18 protein-coding genes are annotated in these 24,418 nt (G+C 62.0%); 10 read left to right on the top strand and 8 right to left on the bottom strand.

What is annotated here, in order from left to right; all coding sequences use genetic code 11:
* Positions 1-21: 21 nt before the first annotated feature.
* Positions 22-636 (bottom strand): TetR/AcrR family transcriptional regulator, encoded by a 615-nt coding sequence (locus CPI83_RS06680; RefSeq protein ID WP_024487276.1) that lies wholly within the window; start codon positions 634-636, stop codon positions 22-24.
* 104 nt (positions 637-740) lie between these two features.
* On the opposite strand from CPI83_RS06680, the gene CPI83_RS06675 reads away from it, so the two are divergent.
* The 5 genes from CPI83_RS06675 to CPI83_RS06655 all read left to right on the top strand — a co-directional run bounded on the left by CPI83_RS06675 (position 741) and on the right by CPI83_RS06655 (position 6,723).
* Entirely contained in the window at positions 741-1,292 is a 552-nt protein-coding gene (locus CPI83_RS06675) for a MarR family transcriptional regulator (RefSeq protein WP_019745012.1), read from the top strand.
* A gap of 109 nt (positions 1,293-1,401) precedes the next feature.
* Positions 1,402-2,601: a homogentisate 1,2-dioxygenase gene (locus CPI83_RS06670; protein WP_019745013.1), complete on the top strand. Its 1,200-nt coding sequence runs from the start codon at positions 1,402-1,404 to the stop codon at positions 2,599-2,601.
* On the top strand, positions 2,598-3,467 hold the full coding sequence (locus CPI83_RS06665; RefSeq protein WP_097386983.1) for a hypothetical protein: 870 nt from the start codon (positions 2,598-2,600) through the stop codon (positions 3,465-3,467). Before CPI83_RS06670 ends, CPI83_RS06665 begins: the two co-directional genes overlap by 4 nt.
* Entirely contained in the window at positions 3,464-4,654 is a 1,191-nt protein-coding gene (gene fahA, locus CPI83_RS06660) for a fumarylacetoacetase (protein WP_042952770.1), read from the top strand. The genes CPI83_RS06665 and fahA overlap by 4 nt, the downstream gene beginning before the upstream one ends.
* Positions 4,655-4,830: 176 nt before the next feature.
* Complete coding sequence (locus tag CPI83_RS06655) at positions 4,831-6,723, top strand: FAD/NAD(P)-binding domain-containing protein (RefSeq protein ID WP_232816875.1); 1,893 nt, start codon at positions 4,831-4,833, stop codon at positions 6,721-6,723.
* Between the two features lie 52 nt (positions 6,724-6,775).
* On the opposite strand, the gene CPI83_RS06650 is transcribed toward CPI83_RS06655, so the two are convergent.
* From CPI83_RS06650 to CPI83_RS06635, 4 genes are all read right to left on the bottom strand, one after another.
* Entirely contained in the window at positions 6,776-9,199 is a 2,424-nt protein-coding gene (locus CPI83_RS06650) for an ATP-dependent Clp protease ATP-binding subunit (RefSeq protein WP_029256076.1), read from the bottom strand.
* A gap of 114 nt (positions 9,200-9,313) precedes the next feature.
* Entirely contained in the window at positions 9,314-9,829 is a 516-nt protein-coding gene (locus CPI83_RS06645; RefSeq protein ID WP_019745018.1) for a hypothetical protein, read from the bottom strand.
* A 12-nt stretch (positions 9,830-9,841) separates the two neighbouring features.
* Complete coding sequence (locus tag CPI83_RS06640) at positions 9,842-11,041, bottom strand: MFS transporter (protein ID WP_097386981.1); 1,200 nt, start codon at positions 11,039-11,041, stop codon at positions 9,842-9,844.
* Positions 11,038-11,940 carry an NAD(P)-dependent oxidoreductase gene (locus CPI83_RS06635; RefSeq protein WP_020970554.1) on the bottom strand — a complete coding sequence of 301 codons (903 nt, stop codon included), beginning with the start codon at positions 11,938-11,940 and terminating at the stop codon, positions 11,038-11,040. The genes CPI83_RS06640 and CPI83_RS06635 overlap by 4 nt, the downstream gene beginning before the upstream one ends.
* A gap of 102 nt (positions 11,941-12,042) precedes the next feature.
* On the opposite strand from CPI83_RS06635, the gene CPI83_RS06630 reads away from it, so the two are divergent.
* Positions 12,043-12,627, top strand: coding sequence for an ABATE domain-containing protein (locus CPI83_RS06630; protein ID WP_021332152.1), 585 nt, complete (start codon positions 12,043-12,045; stop codon positions 12,625-12,627).
* Here CPI83_RS06630 and CPI83_RS06625 read toward each other — a convergent pair.
* Positions 12,624-13,253 (bottom strand): TMEM175 family protein, encoded by a 630-nt coding sequence (locus tag CPI83_RS06625; protein WP_019745022.1) that lies wholly within the window; start codon positions 13,251-13,253, stop codon positions 12,624-12,626. The genes CPI83_RS06630 and CPI83_RS06625 overlap by 4 nt on opposite strands.
* A gap of 216 nt (positions 13,254-13,469) precedes the next feature.
* Between CPI83_RS06625 and CPI83_RS06620 the strand changes: the two genes are divergently transcribed.
* From CPI83_RS06620 to CPI83_RS06610, 3 genes are all read left to right on the top strand, one after another.
* Positions 13,470-14,720, top strand: coding sequence for an MFS transporter (locus CPI83_RS06620; protein ID WP_020970556.1), 1,251 nt, complete (start codon positions 13,470-13,472; stop codon positions 14,718-14,720).
* A 16-nt stretch (positions 14,721-14,736) separates the two neighbouring features.
* Positions 14,737-16,401: an amidohydrolase gene (locus CPI83_RS06615; protein WP_097386980.1), complete on the top strand. Its 1,665-nt coding sequence runs from the start codon at positions 14,737-14,739 to the stop codon at positions 16,399-16,401.
* A 97-nt stretch (positions 16,402-16,498) separates the two neighbouring features.
* The gene (locus CPI83_RS06610; protein ID WP_097386979.1) at positions 16,499-17,158 is read left to right on the top strand and encodes an LppP/LprE family lipoprotein; all 660 of its coding nucleotides are present in this window, start codon (positions 16,499-16,501) and stop codon (positions 17,156-17,158) included.
* A gap of 94 nt (positions 17,159-17,252) precedes the next feature.
* On the opposite strand, the gene CPI83_RS06605 is transcribed toward CPI83_RS06610, so the two are convergent.
* Positions 17,253-20,708 (bottom strand): indolepyruvate ferredoxin oxidoreductase family protein, encoded by a 3,456-nt coding sequence (locus CPI83_RS06605; protein WP_042921773.1) that lies wholly within the window; start codon positions 20,706-20,708, stop codon positions 17,253-17,255.
* A 321-nt stretch (positions 20,709-21,029) separates the two neighbouring features.
* On the opposite strand from CPI83_RS06605, the gene CPI83_RS06600 reads away from it, so the two are divergent.
* The gene (locus CPI83_RS06600; RefSeq protein ID WP_019745027.1) at positions 21,030-21,785 is read left to right on the top strand and encodes a MerR family transcriptional regulator; all 756 of its coding nucleotides are present in this window, start codon (positions 21,030-21,032) and stop codon (positions 21,783-21,785) included.
* 6 nt (positions 21,786-21,791) lie between these two features.
* Here CPI83_RS06600 and CPI83_RS06595 read toward each other — a convergent pair whose 3' ends face one another.
* Positions 21,792-24,311: a LuxR C-terminal-related transcriptional regulator gene (locus CPI83_RS06595; protein ID WP_097386978.1), complete on the bottom strand. Its 2,520-nt coding sequence runs from the start codon at positions 24,309-24,311 to the stop codon at positions 21,792-21,794.
* Between the last annotated feature and the right edge of the window lie 107 nt (positions 24,312-24,418).

Raw genomic sequence — 24,418 nt, 5'->3', positions numbered from 1 at the left:
TGAATTCTAGAGTGACACCGTTCAGCGAAGCACCAGTCCGATGACGTCTTCGACGTTCCGCTGGGCCTCTGCGAATCCGATCCGGCCACTGGTCCACAGTGCAAGGGCCGTCAACATCGTGCCGCCCATTGCCACGGCCGCAACCCGCGCCGTCTCGGCCGGAATACCGTCCATCAATTCGAACAGCATTCTCCGATGTGCAGCCGCGCGCTGATCCAACGACTCGATCACGAACTGATCCGAGGACGAATGGAGTTCGATCTCGAGTCGAGCGAAGTGAGGCCTACGCTCGAATGCCTTCATCTCGCGGCGATGAAGTGCCAGAACCCGTTCGTACGCATTGCTCTCTTCGCCGCCTGTTCGCGGCTCCTCAGGACGACGAGCGGATTCGAGCCCGCTCCACGCCGTCATCGCCGCAGCGAGAAGTTGCTGTTTGGTCGGAAAGTAGCGATAGAGAGTGCCTAGCGCCACACCTGAACGCTCCGACACTTCTTTCATCTGGATTCGATCCGACGGCATCTCTGCAAGCATCTCGACCACCGCCGTGGTCAATCGTCGTCTCCGCTCGAGTTGCCCCACCGACATGAGGTCGGTATCCAGGGGAAACTCGTCGCTGCGCACAGTCACGCGCGTCACGATAGTTCAGAACCTCGACCGCAGTGCCAGGTTGCGAAGTTTCATCAGAACCCCGAAATCTAGTACATGGATTAATCACCTGCCGATCGCGCTAGGGTTAGTCCATGAATGACCGGACAACCGATGACCAGTCAACCGTCGGCGAACTCAATTTCTGGTCGTTCATCGAACTGGCCAACAAAAAGCTGGCCACCGAACACGGCTTTCGCGATCAGCTCGCCACCGAGGTTCTCCTGACGCTCAACCGAGCCTCCAACGTCGTCACGTACGATCTCGAGTCGTCGATCCACCGCCCTCGAGGCTGGTCATGGTCCTCCTTCCGACTGTTGTTCGTCACCTGGCTGGCCGGTCCGATCGAGCCGAAGGCAGCCGCCGAGCTCACCGGAATGAGTAGGGCAGCGGTCTCCAATCTGTCCAAGTCGCTGCTGGCAGACGGATTGATCGATCGTCGGCCCACCGAGAACGACGGCCGTTCGGTCCAGCTGTACCTGACCGACAAAGGCCGAGAAGCCATGGTCGAAGCGTTTCGCGAGCAGAACGAACGCGAACACGCCTGGGTCAGCGTCCTGAGCGAGGCCGAACAGCGAATTCTTGTCATGCTCCTGGACAAACTGATCACCAACCGCAGCCAGTTCGACGTACGCGGACGTAACTGACATAGACCCGAACCCCCTTGAAGGGTTGCGCCCATCACATCATTTTAGTTAATGTATTTACTATCTGGTGGAGGTGAGCCAGGCAGAACAGCACAGAAGGAGCCCCGTCATGGCGTTCTATCGACAACTCGGCAACATCCCACCGAAGCGTCACACCCAACACCGTGACGAGTCCGGCAACCTCTACTACGAAGAACTGATGGGAGAGGAAGGTTTCTCCTCGGATTCTTCGTTGCTCTACCACCGCGAGATCCCGTCGGCCATCGTCGACGCAACGGTCTGGGAACTGCGCGATCAGAGCACAACCCCCAACCATCCCCTCAAACCGCGCCATCTGAAACTCCACACGCTGTTTCCCGAAAGCACCTGGAACGAGACCGACGTGGTAACCGGCCGTCGTCTCATCCTCGGAAATGCCGACGTGCGACTGTCCTACGTCGTTGCGGCGGCGCCATCTCCCCTGTACCGCAATGCAATCGGCGACGAGATGGTCTACATCGAATCTGGCGAGGCGACCGTCGAGACTGTCTTCGGCACACTCGAGGCCTGTGAAGGTGACTACGTCCTGATCCCGATGTCCACAACGCATCGATGGATCCCCAAGGGTGACAAACCACTTCGTGCCTACGCCATCGAAGCGAACAGTCACATCGTCCCGCCCAAGCGCTATCTTTCCCGCTTCGGCCAGCTACTCGAGAACGCACCGTTCTGTGAACGAGACCTGCACGGACCGACCGCGCCCATGATCGCCGAAGGCACCGACATCGAGGTACTGGTCAAGCACCGCACGTCGGCGGGCATCGTCGGCACCCGAATGGTTTATCCCACGCACCCTTTCGATGTCGTCGGTTGGGACGGATGCTTGTACCCGTACACCTTCAACATCTCCGACTACGAGCCGATCACGGGCCGTGTTCACCAGCCGCCGCCCGCGCACCAGGCATTCGAGGGGAACAACTTCGTGATCTGCAACTTCGTGCCCCGCAAGGTCGACTACCACCCCCTGTCGATCCCCGTGCCGTACTACCACTCGAACGTCGACTCGGACGAGATCATGTTCTACTGCGGCGGTGACTACGAGGCACGCAAGGGTTCCGGCATCGGGCAGGGTTCGATATCGATTCATCCCGGCGGCCACGCCCACGGCCCACAACCCGGCGCGTACGAGCGAAGCATCGGCGCCGAGTTCTTCGACGAGCTGGCCGTGATGGTCGATACGTTCCGGCCCCTCGAATTGGGTGAGGGAGCCTTGGCCTGTGAAGACGAAGCGTACGCCTGGAGTTGGGCAGGGCGGGGGCCTCAGCAATGACGATCATCTCCCCACTCCTGCGCGGCCTGTGCGACGACGCAGCACTCTTCCCACCCGGCAATGCTCCTCTTGCCGAGGCAGTTCCGGCCCACGCGGCCTACCAGCAGGCGGACTATGACGCACTGGTCGGGCCCTTCGTCTTTCCCGCGCCGCGATTGAGCGAACTGGCCGCGTACGTTTCAGCTGACAACCCGGTGACGCTGAGTCTGACTGTGCCGGCCGGTCCAGCCGATACGGCGGCGGCACTGTCGAACGCGCTCGCTATCCCCGGTGTCAGCGTCGCCGCCGTCGAAGTGGGAATTCCTGACGGGTTGGACGCCGAAGCCGCCTTCGAGGAACTCGCTCCCGTCCATGCCGCTCATCCCGACCTGGACATTTTTGTCGAGGTACCCCGCGGTGATCGACGCGTGGACTTTCTGACGGCGCTCGAAACCGCCGGGTATTCCGCGAAGTTTCGCACCGGAGGAATTGTCGCCGAAGCGTACCCGGACGAGGACGAGCTCGCCGATGCCGTGATATCCGTTGTCCGAGCGGGTATCCCGTTCAAGGCGACCGCGGGACTGCATCACGGCGTGCGCAATACCGATCCGGAGACAGGTTTCGAGCAGCACGGCTTCCTCAACATCATGGTGGCCGTCAACGCTGTGAGGCGGGGCGCCGACCGCTCGGAAGTTGTTGCTGCTCTGGCGCAACGCGATGGCGAATCGATCGCGCAAGCCCTGGCCGAACTGACCGCGGACGAGGCCGGCGAGGTGCGTCGCCGCTTCCTCTCGTTCGGGACCTGTAGCATTTCGGACCCTCTCATCGAGCTCGAAGGTCTCGGATTGATCGTCCGCTCCGACAAAACCGAAGGAACACTCGTATGACCGTCACGACCATCGACATTCCCGCCGACTCGTTGTTCGGGATCGACAATCTGCCATACGGCATCTTCTCCCCCGCCGGAGGATCACCGCGTGTTGGTGTTCGGGTCGCCGACTCGGTGGTCGATCTCGCAGCGACACTGGGAGATTCCGTCTTCGCCGAACCGAGTCTGAATGCGTTCATGGCGCTGGGCCGAGATCAGTGGGTATCGGTGCGTAATCGGATCACGGATCTAGTGACCGGCGAAATAGACTCGGACGCAGTGTTTCCCGTCGACTCAGTCACGATGCACTTACCGATCGCGGTGGCCGACTACGTGGATTTCTACGCGTCGGAAAATCATGCGACCAACCTCGGACGCCTGTTCCGACCCGACGCTGCTCCCTTGATGCCGAACTGGAAGCACCTTCCGGTCGGATACCACGGGCGCTCGAGCACCATCGTCGTCTCCGGCACCGATATCGTTCGCCCCTGCGGACAGCGCAAGTCACCCGATCAGGAGAACCCGGATTTCGGACCGTCCCGCCGCCTCGACATCGAGGCCGAAATGGGCTTCATCGTCGGAACTCCCTCGAAGATGGGCGATTCCATCACCCCGGACGACTTTGCCGAGCACGTCTTCGGCGCCGTCGTCGTGAACGACTGGTCCGCCCGGGACATCCAGGCGTGGGAATACGTCCCTCTCGGCCCGAATCTCGGGAAGAGCTTCGCGACGTCCATCTCTGCGTGGGTTGTCCCGTTACTCGCGCTCGAAGCTGCCCGAATCGATACGCCGGTGCAGGACCCCGAACCTCTCTCTTACCTGCGCGGCGAGGAGAAGTGGGGGTTGGACATCGACCTGGCCGTCGAATGGAACGGTCACGTCGTCTCCCGGCCGCCCTACGCCCAGATGTACTGGTCGCCGGCGCAGATGCTCGCGCACACCACTATCAACGGCGCAGCAGCGAGCACCGGCGATCTCTTTGCATCCGGAACCATTTCCGGACCGGACAAGGATCAGCGCGGCGCCTTCATCGAACTGACCTGGGGTGGCAAGGAACCCGTGACCGTGGGCTCCGAGACTCGAACCTTTCTCGAAGACGGCGACACCATCGCCATCTCGGCCACCGCTCCCGGCGTCGGGGGATCACGAATCGGCTTCGGGGATGTTCACGCTCGGATCCTGCCGGCAACGCAAACCGAAAGATAACGATTGACAACTGTTTGATTCACGCTGATCTGATGTCCGGAATTCCTTGCCTCACGATTCTCCGAAGATAAGCTGGACTAACCATCCAGAGCGATCGAGAGTCCTGGCTCCGTGACGTCGCAGCAACCCCCTCTGCTGAGGTGCGGGTGCTTTCTGCCAGGTCCGATGGAGGACTCGTGCCAGGCGATCGACCCCGTACCTCAGTGGGGACAGCAGCTGTCGTCGTGATCGTGGGCGGTGGCCCCCGCGGGACCGGCGTACTCGAGCGAATCCTCGCTCACGAATCGGTGAACGCCGATCCCGTACCGATCGACATTCACGTCGTGGACCCGTATCCGGCAGGCGCCGGCCGCATTTGGCGAGGCAGCCAGGCGCCGCTTCTGTGGATGAATTCGACAACCGCGGACGTCACGATGTTCACCGACGAGACCACCGCCGTGACCGGCCCAGTGCTGCCGGGTCCGACCCTCGCGGAATGGGTCGCCGAGCACTCGGCTGAACTTGCCGAATTCCCCGAAATCGCGGCAGAAGTCCCGATGATCACCCCGTCGTCGTTTGCATCGAGGTCACTGCAGAGCCGATACCTGAACTGGGTGTTCCAGACCGCGGTCGACTCCGCACCAGCGCACGTCGACGTTCGGGTTCATCGACGATCAGTGGTCGACATCGTGAACGTCGGCGAGATACAGACGGTTCATCTGGACGACGGAGTTGTCATCGAAGCAACGGCCGTCCTTCTCGCGCAAGGGCACCCCGATGCGTTGGCTGCCCCGCGTGAAACCGCGCTGACCAGCTTCGCGTCCGAGCACGGGTTGACCTACGTAGGTCCGGGATACACCGCCGACCTCGACGCCGATGTCATTCCCGAACGCGAACCGGTTCTGATCGCCGGGCTCGGGCTGGCTTTCATCGACTGGATGGTTCTCCTCGCCGAGAGCCGCGGCGGCGTCTTCGAACGCGGTGAGGACGGCACCCTCACTTACACTCCCTCGGGTCGGGAACCTCTGTTGTACGCCGGATCTCGTCGAGGCGTGCCGTACCACTCCAAGATTTCGTACTCGATCGCCGACGCGCGGCCACCGCTACCCCGGTTCTTCACCGCTGATCTTGTGCCCGGCGACGGGCCGTTGGATTTCCGAAACGACATCTGGCCGCTGGCGTCGAAAGAATTGGCAGGCGCCCACTATCACGAACTGTTCGCGTCGCACCCGGATCGGACGGTGGGCACCTGGGAGGAGTTCGACGCCGAATTCGCCTCGCTGGCTTGGGGATCGTCTCGATTGCAGGAACTGGTCGAGAACGCAGTTCCGAAGCCGGAAGACCGTATCGATCTCGAGCGACTGAACCGCCCACTCGGCGGTGAGCGCTACGACGGACTTGCCGAGGTCCAATCCCGGATCAACGAATACATCTCGGCAGACGTCGCGCGGAGGTCGGACCCGTATTTCAGCGCCGACGCGGCTGTCTTCTCAGCGCTGCTGTCGACGTACATGACTGTCGGAGAATTGCTGCGGCGCGGCAGAATCCCGGCCGAATCCGTCGCCAAGGACGTCGAGGGTTGGCTTCATTCGTTCTTCAGCTTCATCGCCAGTGGTCCGCCACCCGAGCGACTGGAACAGTTGATCGCGCTCAACGAGGCCGGCATCGTCCAGTTCCTCGGGCCGGATTCGGTGTTCTCCACCGAGATCGACCCGGCAACGGGGGCTGGGATCTTTGTCGCTCGCAGTGCGTCGCACACCGACATCGTGGCCGCGAACACCCTCGTCGAAGCACGCTTGCCGGTTGCGTCCATCAGCGCGAGCGGTGACTCGCTCCTGCGGACGCTTCACGGTCGGGGCGAGGCAGTCGAACTTCGTGCGACCGTGGACAGTTCGGCGAAGCTCGCCGTCGACGGTACTTCACGAATTCTCGACCAGGACAACACAGCTCATCCTCGCCGCTTCGCGGCCGGGCCGTGGGTTGCAGGCCACAACTGGTCGGCGGCTTTCCCTCGTCCCCGTACCAATGCGGGGTTTTTCCGGCACAACGACGCCCTGGCGGCGGAGATTTTGGGCGCTGCGCGCCTGTGAGCGGTTAGGGAGTCCAGAGACTCCCTAACCGCTCACGGGGGCTGTGCCCCTCCTAGCTGAACACCAACTCACCCTCGTCAACCGCGACGGTGATACTGCCGCCCTCTTCGAGGAGATCGTCGAGCAGCATGTCGGCGATCTTGTCGTCGACCACACGCTGAATCGAACGTCGCAACGGGCGAGCTCCGAACTCGGGTTGATGCCCGTGCTCGGCAATCCAGTCCACTGCGTCGGCGGTGAACTCGATGTCGATGCCCTTGGACTGCAACCGCTTCCGGCTGTCGTCGAGCAACAGATCAGTGATCCGGTGCAGTTGCTCGGTGTCGAGCTTGCGGAAGATCACGATCTCGTCGATGCGGTTGAGGAACTCCGGCCGCATCGATTCGCGCAACCTGGCCATCACGCGGTCGCGCAGTGGCTTCTCCGCCGACTCTGCATCGCCTGTGGTGAAGCCGAGTCCACCGGACTTGCTCGAAATGATGTCCGAGCCGAGATTGCTGGTCATGATCACGACAGTGTTCTTGAAGTCCACCGTTCGACCCTGGCCGTCGGTCAGACGCCCATCGTCGAGCACCTGGAGCAAGGTGTTGAACACGTCCGGGTGTGCCTTTTCGATCTCGTCGAGCAGGATCACCGAGTACGGGTTACGACGCACCTGTTCCGTGAGCTGTCCGGCCTCGCCGTAGCCGACATATCCGGGAGGAGCACCGACCAATCGGCTTACCGTGTGCCTCTCACCGAACTCGCTCATGTCGAAGCGCAGCATCTTGTTCTCGTCACCGAAGAGTGTGGCAGCCAGAGCTTTTGCGAGCTCCGTCTTGCCGACACCGGTAGGTCCGAGGAACAGGAAGCTACCGACGGGACGATCCGGATCGCTCATACCGGTCCGGCTACGACGCACCGCACGCGCGATTGCGCGAACGGCGTCATCTTGCCCGATGACACGACCGTGCAGTTCCTCTTCCAGACGGCGCAGGCGATCTTTCTCTGCTTGAGTCATCTGGCTGGCCGGAATACCCGTGGCACGGGCGACAACCTGGGCGATCTGTTCAGCAGTCACATCCGGAGTTTCCTCGGAAGGAACCGAGGACCCTGCCTTCTCGAGACGCTTTGCGACGCCGTTGATCTCGTCACGCAGGGTCGACGCCTTCTCGTACAATTCGTCGGCGACGGCTTTCTCCTTGTCGCTCTCGAGCTGCTCGAGACGTTGCTGCAGAGCAGCGGTGTCCACCGTGGCAGTCTTCAAACGAAGCCTGGCGCCGGCCTGGTCGATCAAGTCGATTGCCTTGTCCGGCAAGAACCTGTCGCCGATGTAACGTGCCGACAGCTCCACCGCAGCGGTGATCGCCTCGTCGGTGTAGTGGACCTTGTGGTGATCCTCGTACCGACTGCGCAGTCCGCTCAAGATGGCGATCGCGTCCTCGATCGACGGCTCTCCGACCTGTACGGGCTGGAAGCGCCGCTCGAGCGCGGGATCCTTCTCGATGTTCTTGCGGTATTCGTCGAGCGTGGTGGCGCCGACGATGTGCAGTTCACCGCGAGCGAGCTTGGGCTTGAGGATGTTTCCGGCATCCATCGCACCTTCGGCGCCGCCTCCGGCACCGGCGATGGTGTGCATCTCGTCGATGAAGACGATCAGCTCGTCCTTGTGTGCGGTGATCTCGTCGATCACCTTGGTCAGCCGTTCCTCGAAGTCTCCGCGGTAGCGAGTACCCGAGACCATGCTCGAGAGTTCGAGCTGGACTATCCTCTTGCCCACCAACGATTCCGGGACATCCCCGTCGACGATGCGCTGGGCGAGACCTTCGACGATGGCAGTCTTGCCGACGCCTGCTTCACCCACCAGGACGGGGTTGTTCTTGGTGCGGCGGGAGAGGATCTCGATGGTCTGCTCGATCTCGTCGGCGCGGCCGATCACCGGATCGACGCCGCCGTTGCGTGCGCGATCGGTGAGATCGACGCCGTACTTGTCGAGCGTCGGTGTGGTGGACTCGTCTTCGACTGGACCGGCTGCAGGATTCTGAACCGCTGCCTGCAGCTTCTCCGGCGTGATGCCGGCCGAAGCGAGCAGACGACCCGGAACATGATCGGGGTCACCAGCCAATGCGATGAAGAGGTGTTCGGGATCGATGTACGTCGATCCCAGGGCTCGGGCCAGTTGATGAGCCTCGAGTAGAGCGGTTTTCACGGCGCTGCTGAGCGCAGGAGCAGAGTAGGCCCCCTGCTCACGGCCTTGTGGCAGCCGCAGGTCGACGGCGTCGACCACGGATTTCGGGTCGGCTCCGGCGCGCTGCATGAGCGTGCGGACCGGATCCTGCTCCGCCATGACGCGGAGAACGTGCAGTGCATCGAGATCCGAATCACCGCGAGCAGCCGCTACACGTGCAGCGTCAGCCATGAGTTGCTGGGTGGCCCTGCTCATGAGCCGGGAAATATCGATGCGACCGGGACCCTCGGGCCCGAAGAATGCTGGCATTCCGAAGCCTCCTTGCAGAAAGTTGAGCGTTACTGACTCAATTAACGTGCATGGGGCTCGATCAATTCCCGCGGGCTCAGATTTGTTTCAACACCTTCGGGCCACAGATCGTTCTCAACTACCGAAGGATCCGGTAGATCGACCGACCGGGTACGCCTCGACGTGCATGATCACCGATCCCTCGCAGGGACCACTCGCGATGTCGGTACGCCACGAACCTTTCAGACTGCCATCGGGCTGAGGTGTGTAATACGCCTCGGAGTGCGCCGGTGCCCACACCTTGGGCACGCCTTCCCCCTGGTAGCAATCCCACTCCCAGTCATAGGGGTGCACCCAACTGGTTCCGTCCCAGGTGTATCGCGCAGGCTGCGGCAACGTCGGATTGGCGGGAGCCGGACCGCCGACCACTGTGGCGATACAGACTCCGCTCGAGCAATCCGTCTCGAACGTGTATGTATCGGAGAAATCCGGCTCCCACTGGCTGGCGGCCAGACTTGTGCCCGTCTTGGTCGCGGCGAAACGCTTGAGCGAGTAATCACCGGACCAGTTCGCATCCGCAGCCCCCGCGGGCATCGCTCCGGCGACAAACCACGTAGCAACGAGAGCAACCACCAGCAATGACTTTCGCATGCGTGAAGTGAATCACAAGCTATGTCCGAATTGTCGGATACTGACCACAAGAACACCGACGACGATCAGCACCAGCGAAACCAACGGCAACGCTCCCGCACCCCTGTCCGCCAAGATCAGCCCGCCCACGACGCCGCCCGCTGCGATCGCCGCATTGAAGATCGTCACGAAAACCGATTGCGCAGTGTCCACAGCGTCGCCCGTCGTGTCGGCGAGCGCAGTCTGAAGGAGAGTGGGAGCGCCTCCGAATGCCACGCCCCATACCGCAACGCTGAGTGCGATCACTGCGAAGCTGTCACCGCCGACGCCCAACGCCGTCAAAGCTGCGGCAAAGACCACCAAGCTCAGCACGGTGAGACTTCGAAGGGCCCGGTCGACAAACACCCCGACCACACCGATGCCCACGAAGGCGAAAAGTCCGAACACGAACAAAACGATTCCCAACCGATCGCCGAAACCGATGCGATCCAGAAACGCCGCCAGATACGTGTACACGATGTTGTGCGCGAAGATCCACAAGAACGCGACAAACAGAATCGGTCGTACGCCCGACAGGACCAGGACTTTCCGCACCGACAGCTGCCGATCCGCTTGTTGCCCGGGAAAGTCCGGCATCACCGTGAGTATCCACACGACCAGAAGTAGCGCAGCAACCGACATCACGGCGAAGACTACGCGCCAATCGGCCAGGGTCCCGAGCCACGCACCCATCGGAACGCCGATTGCCAGCGCGATCGGCTGTCCGACGGAGGCAACCGCAACGGCCCGCCCCTGCAGATGAGGGGGCGCCATCCTGCGTGCGTACCCCGCAAGCAACCCCCACACCACACCTGCTGCCATGCCCGCCAGAAACCGAACACCCAAGGTGAGAACAAGATTCGACGACAGCGCTGTCACCAGATTGAAGACACCGAATCCAACAGTCGCCGACACCAGGACAGCACGCCGTCGCAGTCCTCGGGTCAATGCGATCAGTGGTACCGCCCCGACGACCGAGCCCAACGCGTATGCAGTGACCAATTGCCCGGCGCCGGAGACAGATACGGACAGCCCTGACCCGATCTGCACCAGTAGTCCGGCCGGCATGGTTTCGGTTGTGATCGCTATGAAACCTGCCATTGCGAGTGCCGACAACCCGGCCAGCGGTAGCGTCCGGACGGAATCGGTCTCCGCCAGTGCCGAAGTCGCAGTCCCGTCCGAGTTCGCGCTCACCTCGTCGGTGTTTCGGGACTGCCTTCACCCGACTGGCCGGATCGGACCAGTTCTGCAATCGACGCCCAGTCCATCTCGCCCTGACCGTTCGCCAGAGCCTGAGCGAGCACGCCTCGAAGTACGCCGCCGAACGGCAAATCCAGATCGACGCTGTCGGCGGCGTCGAGCGCAAGCCTCAAATCCTTGAGGCCCAGAGTGGTGGTGAATCCTGCAGGCTCGTACTGACGCGTCGCGACGAGGTTTCCGTAGCTGGAGTAGACCGGCCCCGGGAAGATCGTCGAGGTCAGCAGTTCTACGAGTTGGCTTCCGTCCACACCTGACCTCTCCCCCAATGTGATTGCCTCACCCAAGGATTGAATCGCGGCAAGGATGAGGTAGTTGCCGATGATCTTGACGATGTTGGCCTGCTCCGGACGCTCACCTTGTGGCCACGTGCGAGCCCCGATGACGTCGAGGAAGGGTTGCACTCGCTCGAGGAGGGAACTGTCGCCGCCGGCGATGATGTTCAACTGGCCAGCCTGAGCAACAGAAACGCGTCCGAATACCGGCGCCGCGATGTACCCGATGCCGTACTCGGCGTGCAGTGCGGCGGCGCGCTTGGCAAGGCCGACGCTGACGGTGGCCATGTTGACGTGCACGGTTCCAGTCGGAACGGATGCGAGTACGGCGGGATCCAGAATGGCCGCAGACACGGCCGAATCATCCGCCAACATCGACAGCACAACACCGGACTGGAATGCCTCGGCAACGGTTTTCGCGCCGGTCGCCCCTTCCGCGACCAATTCGGCTACCACTTCAGGGCTGCGATTCCACACCGTCACGTCGAAGCCTGCACCCATCAGATTTCGAGCGATGGGACGACCCATCGCACCCAAACCGACCACGGAAACAGAAGTCATGGATTCCCCTCTCGAAAATGCTGAACCATCTAAGACGGTTCAACACTCTCACACAGGTACAGTTGCTGTCGAACCGGTTGAGATGGTTCGCTACAAAGGAGGATGAAAGTGAACGAAGCAGGAGCTGATCAATCCGCTCGGGACGTGTTTCGACTCGACAACGACACGCTCGCCTTCCGCTTCACCGCCACCCTCACCAATCGGAACGGCTCGAGGTTCGAACGACTCACGAGCCCGCAGCGACTCGAATTATGGTTACGCGCCAACGATCTGATGGACACCCCAGCAACCGCGACAGAAGACGACCTCCGCGGCGCGCAGGATTTACGTGAGGCCATTCATCGCATCGGAACCGCCGTATGCGAGGACCGCCGCGCCTCACGCGCCGATGTCGGGATCGTCAACACCGCATCCGAACTCGGTGATGCCCACCTCGTCCTCGAGAGTGGCCGGGCCCTCTGGAAATCAGCCGGAGACAATCCGATCCGCGACGCTTTGTCGATAGTGGCTGCCGACGCGATCGCGGTGCTCGGTGGACCCGACCACGACCGCGTCAAAGCCTGCCAGGGCGACGGGTGCACCGGCCTCTACGTCGACACCAGCCGCGGCAACAACCGACGCTGGTGCTCGATGAACATCTGCGGAAACAAAGCCAAGAAATCCGCGATGACCGCTCGCGCCGACTAGCTCATCTCACCTTCACCGCGACTCCATTTCGCCGCCACTCGGTTCCACAGCTTCTCGATCGGCGTCGACAGCAGGAGAAGAAACAGCGGGAAGTACGACGTCACCGGAACGAGCACACTGACGAGCAGCGCCACCACCATGATCAGGAAAGTGACGATTTCAGCGGTGAAATGCGGCTTCGCATTCTCTTCGCTCAACGAAGGGTTGCGAACCAGACCCCACGCGACCACCGCCAGGCACGCAGCACTGGCTGCCATTGTCCCGATGTAGAGAGCCCTGGTTCCGAGATCCTGCGACGGCGCTGCAACGAGCGCAGTCGGGAACGGCAAGAACACGATGGTCATCACCCACAACCCCAGCCCGCGCACAACCACCTTGTCTCCGTCGACCACGAAACGAAGCAGCCGATGCTGCGACCACCAGAGACGGAAGATCACCAGAAAGCTCAGGGCGAACGAATAGAACTGCGCAGCGTGATCGCGCAGGAGTTCCGACGTGGTGCCGTGGTGGTCACTGGTGAGTTCGACCAGCGGCAGGACGAGCAGCGTGATCGCAATGGCGACAATCGCGTCGACGAAAGTGACGTAGCGCTCGAAGTAGCGGGTGCGTTCCGCAATCTCAGCCATTGCGGAAGCATAAGCCTCACAACAAGAAACAGACCGGCGACGCCACTCTGCGGGAGGCGGTATCCCGAAACATACAATTAACGAATCAAATTCGTTATACCCCTTGACCGAGGCAGGGCCCATCCCCATACTTAACGAATCACATTCATTAAGTGACTCGCATCACGCCATCAGGGGTCGGTTCCGCCACCCCCTTCAGGACATGGGGTTGCCCTAGTGCCAATCAACGCTTCTGCGATTACGCAGTCCGACCGGGTTCCACTCACCGCCAACCGCGGTATTGCCGTCTTCAGCATCGGTGTCATGGGATTCATCACCGCGAACCTCATCCCCCTGATGATCGTGGCAATGGTCGAGGACCTCGGTGTCACCGAATCCGCCGCCGGTGCCGTCCTGACCGCATCGCTGCTGGTCTGCGCGTTCACCTGCCTCGCCACCACTCGTATCGCATCGGGTCGGCATCGTCATCTCCTCGGCCGCGTCAGCCTGATGGCAATGGCAGCCGCATTCGGCGTTGCGGCCATCGCACCGTCCACGATGATCGTGTGTACCGCGATCATCGTCGGCGGCATCGGCGCTGGTGGATCTGCATCCGTTGGTGGAGCGGCACTGGCCGCGCTCACGAACCCGGACCGGGCGTCAAGCATCAGCGGCCTCGTGAACCGTGTCGTCGTCACAGCCGTCCTCGCTCTCATACCCATCCTCGGCACACACATGACCAACGCATTCGGCATCGTCGCAGTCCTGGCACTGGCTACCGCAGCAACGGTCACCTGGTTGCCGTCATCCCCGGTGAAAGAGTCGCCGGAGACGGCGAAGTCCGCCAAGACGACCACCACTCTCCCCGCCGGGGTAAGCGCGAAACGACTCACTTTTGCCGGAACCGCATTTCTCGCGATGCTTGCAGTCTGGGCGATCAGCGAAGACTCACTGTGGGCAGTACTCGGCATCATGGGTTCCGAGCACGCCGGACTCTCGGATCAACAAATGAGTCTCGCGCTGAGCGCATCAACGGCGGGTGGCGTGCTCGCGGCTGTTACTTTGACCGCGTTGGGTTCTCGGGTCAGTCGGACAGTATCGATCTCCGTGCTACTGATACTCGGGGCAATCCTGAAGCTGTCTGCCAGCCTCACCACCGATCCCACGATCTACCTGGTACTGGTCATCGCCTGGAACACTGTCTACGCGGCCACGTTCATCGTCTTGGTTGCCATCTCGGCCGCGCTCGACGCCGCCGGCCGATGGTCGGCCCCACTACTGGGCACCTACCTCATCGGCTCCGCGTTCGCGCCACTGTTCGGCACTTCGGTGACGGCCAGCCTCGGGTATCCGACCTTCGGAGCCATCATCTCCGGGATCAGCTTCGTTCTATTAGTCCCGTTCGCCTTGGTTTCCCGACTCTCCGCACGTACCGAGGGTGCGTATCGTCACCACAGCGCCGCCATCACTACTACCGTCATCGCGTAAGGATCACGTAGAAGTCATGAATGACAGCATCACTCACTACCGCAACGGAAAGATCTTCACGGCTGCCGACGACGGATGGGCCGAATCGATAGTCGTCGAGAACCACAAGCTCAGATTCGTGGGCGAAACCGTCTATGCCGATATCCTGGCTCCCGACGCCGAGGTGATCGATCTCCAAGGCGCCGTCGTGCTACCCGGTTTCGTCGACGCCCATACACATTTGGTCATGATGGGATTCGCGCTGCAGAAGTTGGATCTGCGTGATGCCACCGATCTCGCCGACATTCAGTCCAGCATCAAGCAATTCGCGGAATCGAACCCGGACGCACCACGTCTGCTGGGTCGCAGTTGGTTGTTCTCCGCGCTGGATGGAGGGCACCCGACGCGAGAGATGATCGACGCCGTCGTGCCCGATCGCCCGGTGTACCTCGACGCCAACGACGTACATTCGGTCTGGGTGAACACTGCAGCACTGCGAGAACTCGGCATCGACGCGGACACGCCCGATCCGATCGGCGGTCGTATCGGCCGGGATCCGGACACCGGAGAAGCCACCGGAATGCTGTACGAGACGGCCATGATGCTCTACGTCTGGCCGAAACTGGCGGAGCTCGCATCCGACGAGGACCGGGACGCCGCCCTCGCGCTCGCGTTCCGCCACTATCTCGAGGACGGCGTGACCGGCGCGGTCGACATGGCTCTCGGCGCGGACGAATTAGCCTCGCTGGAAAGAGCATTGGACGCAGGAGACGGAACACTGCCGCTGCGCGTCGCGGCTCACTGGCTGATGACCCGCGAGGACAACGAGGCCGACAACGTCCGACAAGTTCACGACGCGATCGAACTCCACGAGCGCGTCCAAGGTCCGTGGCTCCGTATCGCCGGAATCAAGATCATCATCGACGGTGTGATCGACAGCTGCACTGCCGCAATGAAAGAGCCGTACTCTGACGGCACCAACGCCGAGCCCATCTGGGATCTCGAGTCCTTGATCCCCGTCGTGACAGCCGCTGACGCCGCGGGCCTGCAGATCGCGATGCACGCGATCGGCGACGAGGCGTCGGAGATCGGATTGACGGCACTCGAGTACGCGATCGCCGCCAACGGAGACATTCCCCGCAGGCACCGAATGGAACACTTGGAGTCCATCACCCGGGACAACGTCGAAAGGCTTGCCCGCCTGGGAATCATCGCCTCGATGCAACCGGTTCACGCTGACCCTGCTATCCAAGAGAACTGGCAGGCGATGCTCGGCGACTACCGGGTGAATCGCGCGTACCCCTGGCCCGAATTCACCGAGGCCGGAGCGGTTCTGGCGTTGGGTTCGGACGCTCCGACGGCGCCCCACCCGCCGCTGCCGAACATGTTCATCGCCACCACCCGTCGATCCGCAATCGATCCGTCACTGGCACCCAACCTGCCGGGGTACGCACTCCCCCTCGCGGACGCGCTGGCTCACGCAACCCGCGACGCTGCCTACTCGTGCCGGTGGGAAGATGTGACCGGCCAACTGGTTCGGGGAAAAGCAGCCGATTTTGTCGTACTGAAACAAGATCCGTTCACCGAAGGGGTCGATTCTCTCCTGACCACGGAAATCGCGATGACCGTGGTTGCCGGATCCGTGCGATACGACTCCGCTCGCGCCACAAACGCCGAAGCCGTCAACACCGAAGCCCGATAGCTGATCGTTATCAGTTGTTCGATAACGCACGCATGCGGCCCGGCGACAGAACGAGGGAGGGACTTGAACACGTGAACCCACACTCTCTGGAGGACGCATGCGCAGGAAAGCTCCGATTTCGGCCGCCGTCGCTGTCTCGGCACTGGTGACGGCCACTGCCCTGATGGTCGCCGGTTGCGGGTCGACCGAAGGAACACCCGAGGCGGCGGCTAGTTCAGCAGCGTCAAGCTCAACGGCGTCGGCGACCTCGACGGCAAACGAATCCGGGACGACGGTAACGAGTTCTCCCCCGCCGCAATCGGGCACCCCAGCAAGCGAATCCGTGCCGGCGACGACGCCTGCAGTCCCGGCTTCAGGTCCCTGTCTCGACGTCGACTCCCCGGTCGTCACCGACGCAATCGGTACCTTGGGAACCGACGTCAACGGCGGCAGCTGGATACCGAGATCCGCGAGCGAGGAGCAGATCGGTAATTGTCCTGACCTGCTCTGGGTTTCGGTCGACGGTGACGGCGTGGGCGATGCGACGTATCAGTCACACGTCCTGTTCTTCCACGACGGGACTTACCTGGGCACGGCTACCAGCAAGCCGTACTCGTACACACACGTCATCGACAGCAACAAGAATTCGGTGTCCGTCCAATACCGATGGTTGCTCGACGACGACGCATTCTGCTGCCCTCAAGGCGGACCGAATATCGTGAATTTCACGTGGAACGGCAGCGCTGTGGTCGCCGACGGCCAGTTCCCGCCCTCCTGAACCCGTTTCCGTCCGATACAGCTCTGAATACAACTGTGCCCCAGCGACAACGGTCGCTGGGGCACAGTCTTCTTCGATCTACTCGCCGACGCTCCTACTCACCTACACCGAGTTCGCGCAGGCGAGTCTTGTACAGCTCGATGTTGCCGAGCTTGATGTCCTCGTAGCCGCGAACCACGTCCGGCAGTGCCGCGATCTCGACGGCGCGATCGTATCCGTCGGTTGCGAGCGTACGAGAGAGATCAGCGATCATGGCCTCGTACTCGGCGAGCAGTTCACGCTCGACCTTGCGGACGTGCATGTAGCCGAAGGGATCGAGCTTGGTACCGCGCAGCTTCTTGCCCTTGGCCAGAACCTTCAGTGCAACATGCGACTTGGGCCCGAGGCCGATCTTCTTCTTGCGGCCCATCACTCGGAGGATCGGGGGGTGGAGCTTGTAGGTCAGGTTCTCCCCGGCCGGCACCTGCGACTTGACGTCTTCGATGAAGGCAGGATCGACCAGCATGCGAGCAACTTCGTACTCGTCCTTGTACGCGGTGAACTTGAACAGGCCGCGGGCGACCGCTTCACTGAAATCGGTCCGCTCGGTTGCGGCACGTTCAGCAGTCCAGACTGCCTGAACCTGATCGATGTAGCGCTGGGCGATCTTGACGGACTGGAACTCGATGAGCTGTGCCGCACGCAGTTCGACCAGTCGCAGGGTTTCACCGGTGAAGGTGGTTCCGGCGAACATGTGAGCCGGTGCGACAACGGGTTCGCGGACGGACTTGGCCGGCGTGGTGACGGCCGAGAACGCTGCAGTGTCGGCAATTGCTGCACGGCCCCAACGGAATGCCGCGATGTTCGCGTCCACGGCAACGCCGTTGATGCCGATCGCTTCTTCGATGGCCTCGGCCGGCAGACGAAGTCCACCGCTCTGGTAGGCAGCACCGATCAGCAGGAAGTTGGCGGCTGCGGTGTTACCGAACAACTCCTGTGCCGCGGCGAGTGCGTCGAACGAGCGCAGGGTGCGCGACACCTTGTCGAGACGGGCGAGGAGTGACGTCTCCTCGGGGTAGCGAACAGCCTTGTCGTAGACCATGTCTCCGGTCGGCGTCTGCGACGTCGATGCGATGGAGACCGTCTTCTCGGCGTTGCCGTAGTCGAGGTTCTTGTTGTCCGTCGCGGTCAGCAGGTCGAAGGCGACGATGCAATCCGCGCTGCCCGGGGTGAGGCGGTTGGACGGCTCGAGCGCGCTGGAGCTGAAACGCAGGTGCGAGACAACCGGTCCGGCCTTCTGGCTCAGGCCGATCTGGTCAAGGCTCTCCACCTCGAGGCCGGCGCGCAGTGCCGCAGTTGCGAGCACCTGGTTGACGGTCACGATACCGGTGCCGCCGATGCCCGCGAGGAACACGTTCTGCGTGCTGGTGAGCGGTCCGAAATCGGGATCTGCGACGACGGGCGGGACGGGACGTGCGGCCTTGGGAGCCTTCTTGCCCGGCACCAGTTCGACGGTCACGAATGAGGGGCAATCGCCGTCCATGCAGGTGTAGTCCGTGTTGCAGGACGTCTGGTCGATCTTCGTCTTGCGACCGTACTCAGTGTCCACAGGCTGGACCGAGAGGCAGTTCGACTTCACACCGCAGTCACCGCAGCCCTCGCACACTGCCTCGTTGATGACGACGCGAGTGTTGCGAGTGGGCAGCGTGCCACGCTTGCGCTGGCGACGAGCGTCGGCCGCACAGTGCTGGTCGTAGATCAGTACGGTGACGCCCTTGATCTCGCGAAGCTCCTTCTGAGCCTCGTCGAGGCGATCGCGGTGCCAGAGCTTGGTGCCCTTGGCCAGGGCGCGCTTGTTGTGGCGCGAAGGCTCGTCGGCGCAGATGATGATCTGCTTGACGCCCTCGGTGGTCAGCTTGTGGCTGAGTTGAGCAACGGAGAGGGCACCTTCTGCGTCCTGTGCACCGGTCATCGCCACTACTTCGTTGTAGAGCAACTTGTAGGTGATGTTCACGCCTGCGGCGATGCATGCCTGGACAGCCAACTGACCGGAGTGGAAGAAGGTGCCGTCGCCGATGTTCTGGAACAGGTGAGGCACGTCGGTGAACGGTGCCTGCCCGATCCACTGGCTGCCCTCGCCGCCCATCTGCGTCAGGCCGGTGACAGCGCTGTCCTCACGGCCGGACATGGTGACGAGTGTGTGGCAACCGATTCCGCCGCCGCCGATTGAACCCTCGGGGATAGCGGTGGAACGGTTGTGGGGGCACCCACTGCAGAAGTACGCGGTTCGCTTGGCGGAGAGCACGTTCAGCGACAGCGGTGCCGGGAGGGTGCGCTTGAGCTCGACGTGGGGCTTCAGTACGCGCCGCAACGGGGCGAGCAGCCGGCCTGCGGTCAGTTCACCACTGGCAGGCATGAGCAGACGGCCCTGGCCGTCACGCTTGCCGATGATGCGAGGAGCATCGTCGGTGCCGTACAGGACTTCCCGGATCTGAGCTTCGATGAACGCGGTCTTGTCCTCGACCACGACGATCTGCTCGAGACCTTCGGCGAACTCCTTGATCTTCTCGCCAACGACGGGGTAGCACATTCCGATGCGAAGGAGACGGATCCCGGCGCGGTGCAGCGCCGCATCATCGACGCCGAGGTCTGCCAGAGCTTGGCGGACGGAGTCGAAAGTTGTACCGGTGGCGGCGATACCGATCTTCGCACCGGAGGGGTTGACCTCGATCACATCGAGGTTGTTGGCAGTTCCGTACGCGTGAACAAGATCCCATCGCGGGCCGTACAGATCGGCCTCGGCGATGACACTGTCCGGCGGCGCAGCCATCTGACGCTGCTTGTAGACGAAGGGCTTGCCCTCGAACTGCACTTCCGGAACCACGATGTCGAAGTCCGCGATGCTGCCGTCGATCGTCCAGGCACCGTCGGCGACGTCGGCGACGATCTTCAGCGCTACGACGCAACCGGACACCCGCGAGAGTGCAACGGCGTGCATACCCATCGTGATGATCTCTTCGGCATTGCGCGGAAAGAGAACCGGCACACCCATCGCGGCAAGCGAGCGCTCGCTGACGGCCGGAACCGTGGAGGACTTCGACGCCGGGTCGTCGCCCACCAGCAGGACGACGCCGCCCTTGGGGTTCACGCCGTACATGTTGGCGTGGCGAATGGTGTCGGTAGCGCGGTCGACGCCGGGGCCCTTGCCGTACCAGACGCCGGTCACGCCGTCGTGGGTCGCGGTTCCGGCCGGGAGATCCGTCTGGCTTCCCCATACCGCGGTGGCAGCGAGCTCCTCGTTGAAGCCGGGGATGAAGGTGATGTCGTGTTCCGCGAGAACCTTGGGCATGCCGTGGAGCATCTTGTCGACGCCGCCGAGGGGGCTGCCCTGGTAACCGGAGACAAAAGTGGCAATACGCTTACCCGCCCGGATGTCGCGAACGTGCTGCTCGACGAAACCGCGTGCGATTGCCTGAACACCGGTCAGCAACACCGGTCCCGATCCCGACCGGTACCGATCATCGAGGTCATAGGGCTTGGCCTGGGCTACGCCCGACACCAGTTCAGTCATCGTGGACCACCGTTCCGTCTGCAGTGCATTTCAACTACCGTGCATTTTCAACAACCGCGTAACTCGATCTGTTCAGATGATCGTGGTCGAGGTATGTGAAAGCGTCAACAGAGGCTTGCTCAACTATTCAAATTGGCAATTTGTGAGCCAAATCACGTGACCTAGGTCATCGAATCAATCAGTTGGAGACCCGTTCGTGGCGATACGGCGAAACGGACATAAAACGTTCCCGACAATGCACACCGAGAACTTTCTTGACATTGACGCAACGTCAACTTGCATGCTGAATGAGCACAACCGATCCGAGAGTAGGAACTCCACGTGAGCGAATGGTCCATCCAAGAACTCGCCAAATCCGCCGGTACCACCAGCAGAACGCTGCGCCATTACGGCGATCTCGGACTCCTGGAACCAAGCCGCATCGGCGCCAACGGCTACCGCTTCTACGACGAAGACGCCCTGGTGCGACTGCAACGCATCCTGCTGCTTCGGGAACTCGGACTCGGATTGCCGGCCATCGCCGAAGTCCTCACCGGTGAACGCGACACGGCCGCCGCACTGCGTACGCACCTCGAACTCCTCGAGCAAGAGCGCACGCGGATCTCGAGACAGATCGAATCGGTCAACAGGACGTTGAACAAGACGAAGAAAGGTGAATCACTCATGCCTGAAGATGTTTTCGACGGGTTCGACCACACCCGATACAAGGACGAGGTCATCGAGCGTTGGGGCAAGGACGCCTATACCAGCGGCGACAACTGGTGGCGGTCGATGTCCGAGCAGGACCGGAAAGCACATCTGCAAGCTCAAGCCGACATCGCAGCGGCATTCGGAAAAGCACTGACAGCGGGCCTACCCGCGGAAAGCGACGACGTCCAGACGATTACCCAGAGACAGTTCGAGTGGATAAAAATCGGTTGGCAGGGAAGGACTCCCAGCGCCGACGCCTTCACCGGACTCGGCCAGATGTACGTCGACGATCCCCGCTTCACTGCAAACTACGACAAGTACGGAGAAGGCACCGCTTCGCTGGTCCGTGACGCGATGAAGATCTACTCCGAGCGCAATTTGCACTGACGTCGATCAGTCCTGCCCACTGCCGAGGAGGTTGTGTCGGTGCGCTGCCGCGACGGCCTCTTCGCGGGAATGCGCACCGAGTTTGCGATACAGGGCTCGCAGGTGACTCTTCAATGTGTTGTTGGATACGAACAACTTTCGCGCTATCTCGCCGATCGGAATGCCGAGACCCAGTTCCACGAGAACGTCCATCTCCCGCTTCGTCAATTGGACTTGAACGATAGCCGCCGGATACATCTGCGGCACTTCGGATTCGAGAAAGCTTGCGACGGCACTGCTCGGGCCCTCGGCCCGCTCTTCCAGTTGCCTGATCAGATCACGCGGTATGGTCGCCAGCGCCGACAGGACACCTGAGGTTTCGAGCAGTCCGCGAGCCTCCTCCCACGGACTGGCGGCAGCGGGGATTCTCCCCAGTTCGCACAGCGCAGCGCATTCGATCAGCAGGGACTCGAGCCGAAACCTCGTGAGATACTGCTCGCTCCAGTCAATTTCGCGACACAATTCCAATGCCTGTGACGGAGCCCCCGTCAGGAGATGCGCACGAGCGACAGAAACCGTGACAACAGCAAACGTATGTGACGCAGCGACTGATTCCTCCAGCGCCTTGGTACCCTCCCCGGACGCCAACAGAAGATCGATACGCGCCGCGGCGAGAAGTGCGTCACCGAGTGATCGTTCACACGGATTCACATGCCCGTGCGTTGCCACTGCGCGCTGGAGCGAAATCAGCCCCGAGAACGGATCCGATTGCAGCAGTGCGAATCTGGTGTACGTGTAGGCCGCGAACGCCCACAGGTCGCCCGGCGGTGTGATCTCGGCGAGCGCGTCCATCGCGGCAGCGCCGGCATTCAGGTCCACGCGATCGCACGCCACCAGTGCCCGCGCGATCGCTCCCCCCATGTGCGAGGGCGGTCCCAACCATCCCGAAACGTCCGGGTGTGTGCTTTCGAGGTGAAGCCAGTCTGTCGCGTGCGCGACATCCCCGATCAGCGCGGAGTTGAGCGCGGCATTGCCAGCGGCGTGCCGCAGGACGAACTCCGGACCGTGTTCCATCGCACCCTGATAGGCGAGTCGCAATTCCACCGCGGCATCACCGAGGTCACCGGTCAGTTGATGCGAAACACCCCAGATCAGGCGCAGGGCGGGCAGTTGAGACCCCAACGCGCCCAACGACTCGTCACCGAGTCCGTACACGACGTGAGCCAACTTGCGCGTGATCTCGGTAGAGCGTTGGTACTTACCGGATGTTCTCAGCACAACCGATTGGACCGTCCCGACGTTCAACAAGCTGTGCGCATGCGAACTACCACCTATCGCACGCAATTCCGCCGGTTCCGTCGGCAACGAATCGCCGTTGACCAACTGCGGCCGTAGGCGTGATTCGAGCAGGTCACGGCCCACCAGAATCGAAGAGTTCGAACTGAGTACGTCGCCGGGTATGGATTGCAACGCAGTCCGGACCAATCCGGTGTGATCGACCAGAAGATCGGCCCAGTGACGCTCGAGTATGTCGAGCACCCTGGTCCAATGGCGTCCGTCCAAGGCGTAGTGAACGGCACCGGCTATATCCGAAGTCCCGAGAGCGTGATCGACGAGAACCTGGAAGGGATCGTCGAATCCATCCCCTTGTTCGGTCCGTATCTGCATGAATGCCAGTCGAACTGACGGCGCAAAGTACCAGGATGCTTCTCCCTCGGGACCGTCCCGAAAGATCAGACCGAAAGACTCGAGCAAGTCCAGTTTGCCCTCCACGTCAAGATCGTCGGACAAGACACGAGCGATCTCTGGTGTGACGGTGCGGGCGGCGGCGATCGTAGTCGCGAAGTCGAACAACTCGAGCGACTTGCCCGATCGAGGAGCGGTCCGACTGACGTACGCGTGGATCGCCTGGTCCACTCGCTGCTGAACGCGTTCGCGCCCACGACTCGGTTCACTCAGCCCCGCAACCGCACTCAGAGCAACCTTCATCAGCACAGGAACGCCGGCAACACGCTCGCAGATCGAATGGACGATGCCCGAGGGAAGGTGGATCCCTGCCTCCGCGAACAGAACTGTGGACTCGTCGAGCGTGTACCTGAGGTCGTTCGCGCACAGGTACTCGTCCACGCGGACGTCCTCGAGTAAGTCCGTCGCAGACCGATCCTGCAGCGTGACGATTACTTTCAATCCGGGAAGCCGCACGATCAGATCCACGATTCGGCGTCCCACCTCGTCACCCTCAACCAGGTCGATGCGGTTGAACACCAACACGAATGGAGTGGGCGACGAGTCGAGTAGTGATTCGATTGCCCCCACCGGATCCTCGCGCATTCGTGGCGGGGCCTCGAGTGATTCCAGAGAATCTTGAATCACTGCGAGCGCAGTGTTCCAGTACTCGAGGGGGGTCATCCGATTCGATGGCGCCGGCACCCAGACAACTGGTCTGATGGGCATGTGCCCGAGAGTCGTGAGCCACAACGCGGCGAGGTCCGTCTTCCCGAACCCCCGCGGCGAATCGATGACCGTCAAGCCCGCCGAGCGTTCCATCAACCCGAGCAGACGAGGACGAATCGCCGTGGCTCCACGCCCGGCGAGCCGTCTTTGCAGCGTGCCCCTTCCTCGAGGATTTCGCTTTGCTCGAGATAGCTGCGACC

The sequence above is a fragment of the Rhodococcus sp. H-CA8f genome (assembly GCF_002501585.1).
Classification (GTDB): Bacteria; Actinomycetota; Actinomycetes; order Mycobacteriales; family Mycobacteriaceae; genus Rhodococcus_F; species Rhodococcus_F erythropolis.
This window is presented reverse-complemented; position numbering and strand designations above follow the sequence as displayed.

Bases quoted from the DNA above. Each gene is read 5' to 3' on its own strand.
- fahA (WP_042952770.1), top strand. From the start codon at position 3,464: ATGACCGTCACGACCATCGACATTCCCGCCGACTCGTTGTTCGGGATC.
- CPI83_RS06615 (WP_097386980.1), top strand. From the start codon at position 14,737: ATGAATGACAGCATCACTCACTACCGCAACGGAAAGATCTTCACGGCT.
- CPI83_RS06675 (WP_019745012.1), top strand. From the start codon at position 741: ATGAATGACCGGACAACCGATGACCAGTCAACCGTCGGCGAACTCAAT.
- CPI83_RS06610 (WP_097386979.1), top strand. From the start codon at position 16,499: ATGCGCAGGAAAGCTCCGATTTCGGCCGCCGTCGCTGTCTCGGCACTG.
- CPI83_RS06625 (WP_019745022.1), bottom strand. From the start codon at position 13,253: ATGGCTGAGATTGCGGAACGCACCCGCTACTTCGAGCGCTACGTCACT.
- CPI83_RS06630 (WP_021332152.1), top strand. From the start codon at position 12,043: ATGAAAGTGAACGAAGCAGGAGCTGATCAATCCGCTCGGGACGTGTTT.
- CPI83_RS06635 (WP_020970554.1), bottom strand. From the start codon at position 11,940: ATGACTTCTGTTTCCGTGGTCGGTTTGGGTGCGATGGGTCGTCCCATC.
- CPI83_RS06650 (WP_029256076.1), bottom strand. From the start codon at position 9,199: ATGCCAGCATTCTTCGGGCCCGAGGGTCCCGGTCGCATCGATATTTCC.
- CPI83_RS06605 (WP_042921773.1), bottom strand. From the start codon at position 20,708: ATGACTGAACTGGTGTCGGGCGTAGCCCAGGCCAAGCCCTATGACCTC.
- CPI83_RS06595 (WP_097386978.1), bottom strand. From the start codon at position 24,311: ATGGAACGCTCGGCGGGCTTGACGGTCATCGATTCGCCGCGGGGGTTC.
- CPI83_RS06670 (WP_019745013.1), top strand. From the start codon at position 1,402: ATGGCGTTCTATCGACAACTCGGCAACATCCCACCGAAGCGTCACACC.
- CPI83_RS06645 (WP_019745018.1), bottom strand. From the start codon at position 9,829: ATGCGAAAGTCATTGCTGGTGGTTGCTCTCGTTGCTACGTGGTTTGTC.
- CPI83_RS06665 (WP_097386983.1), top strand. From the start codon at position 2,598: ATGACGATCATCTCCCCACTCCTGCGCGGCCTGTGCGACGACGCAGCA.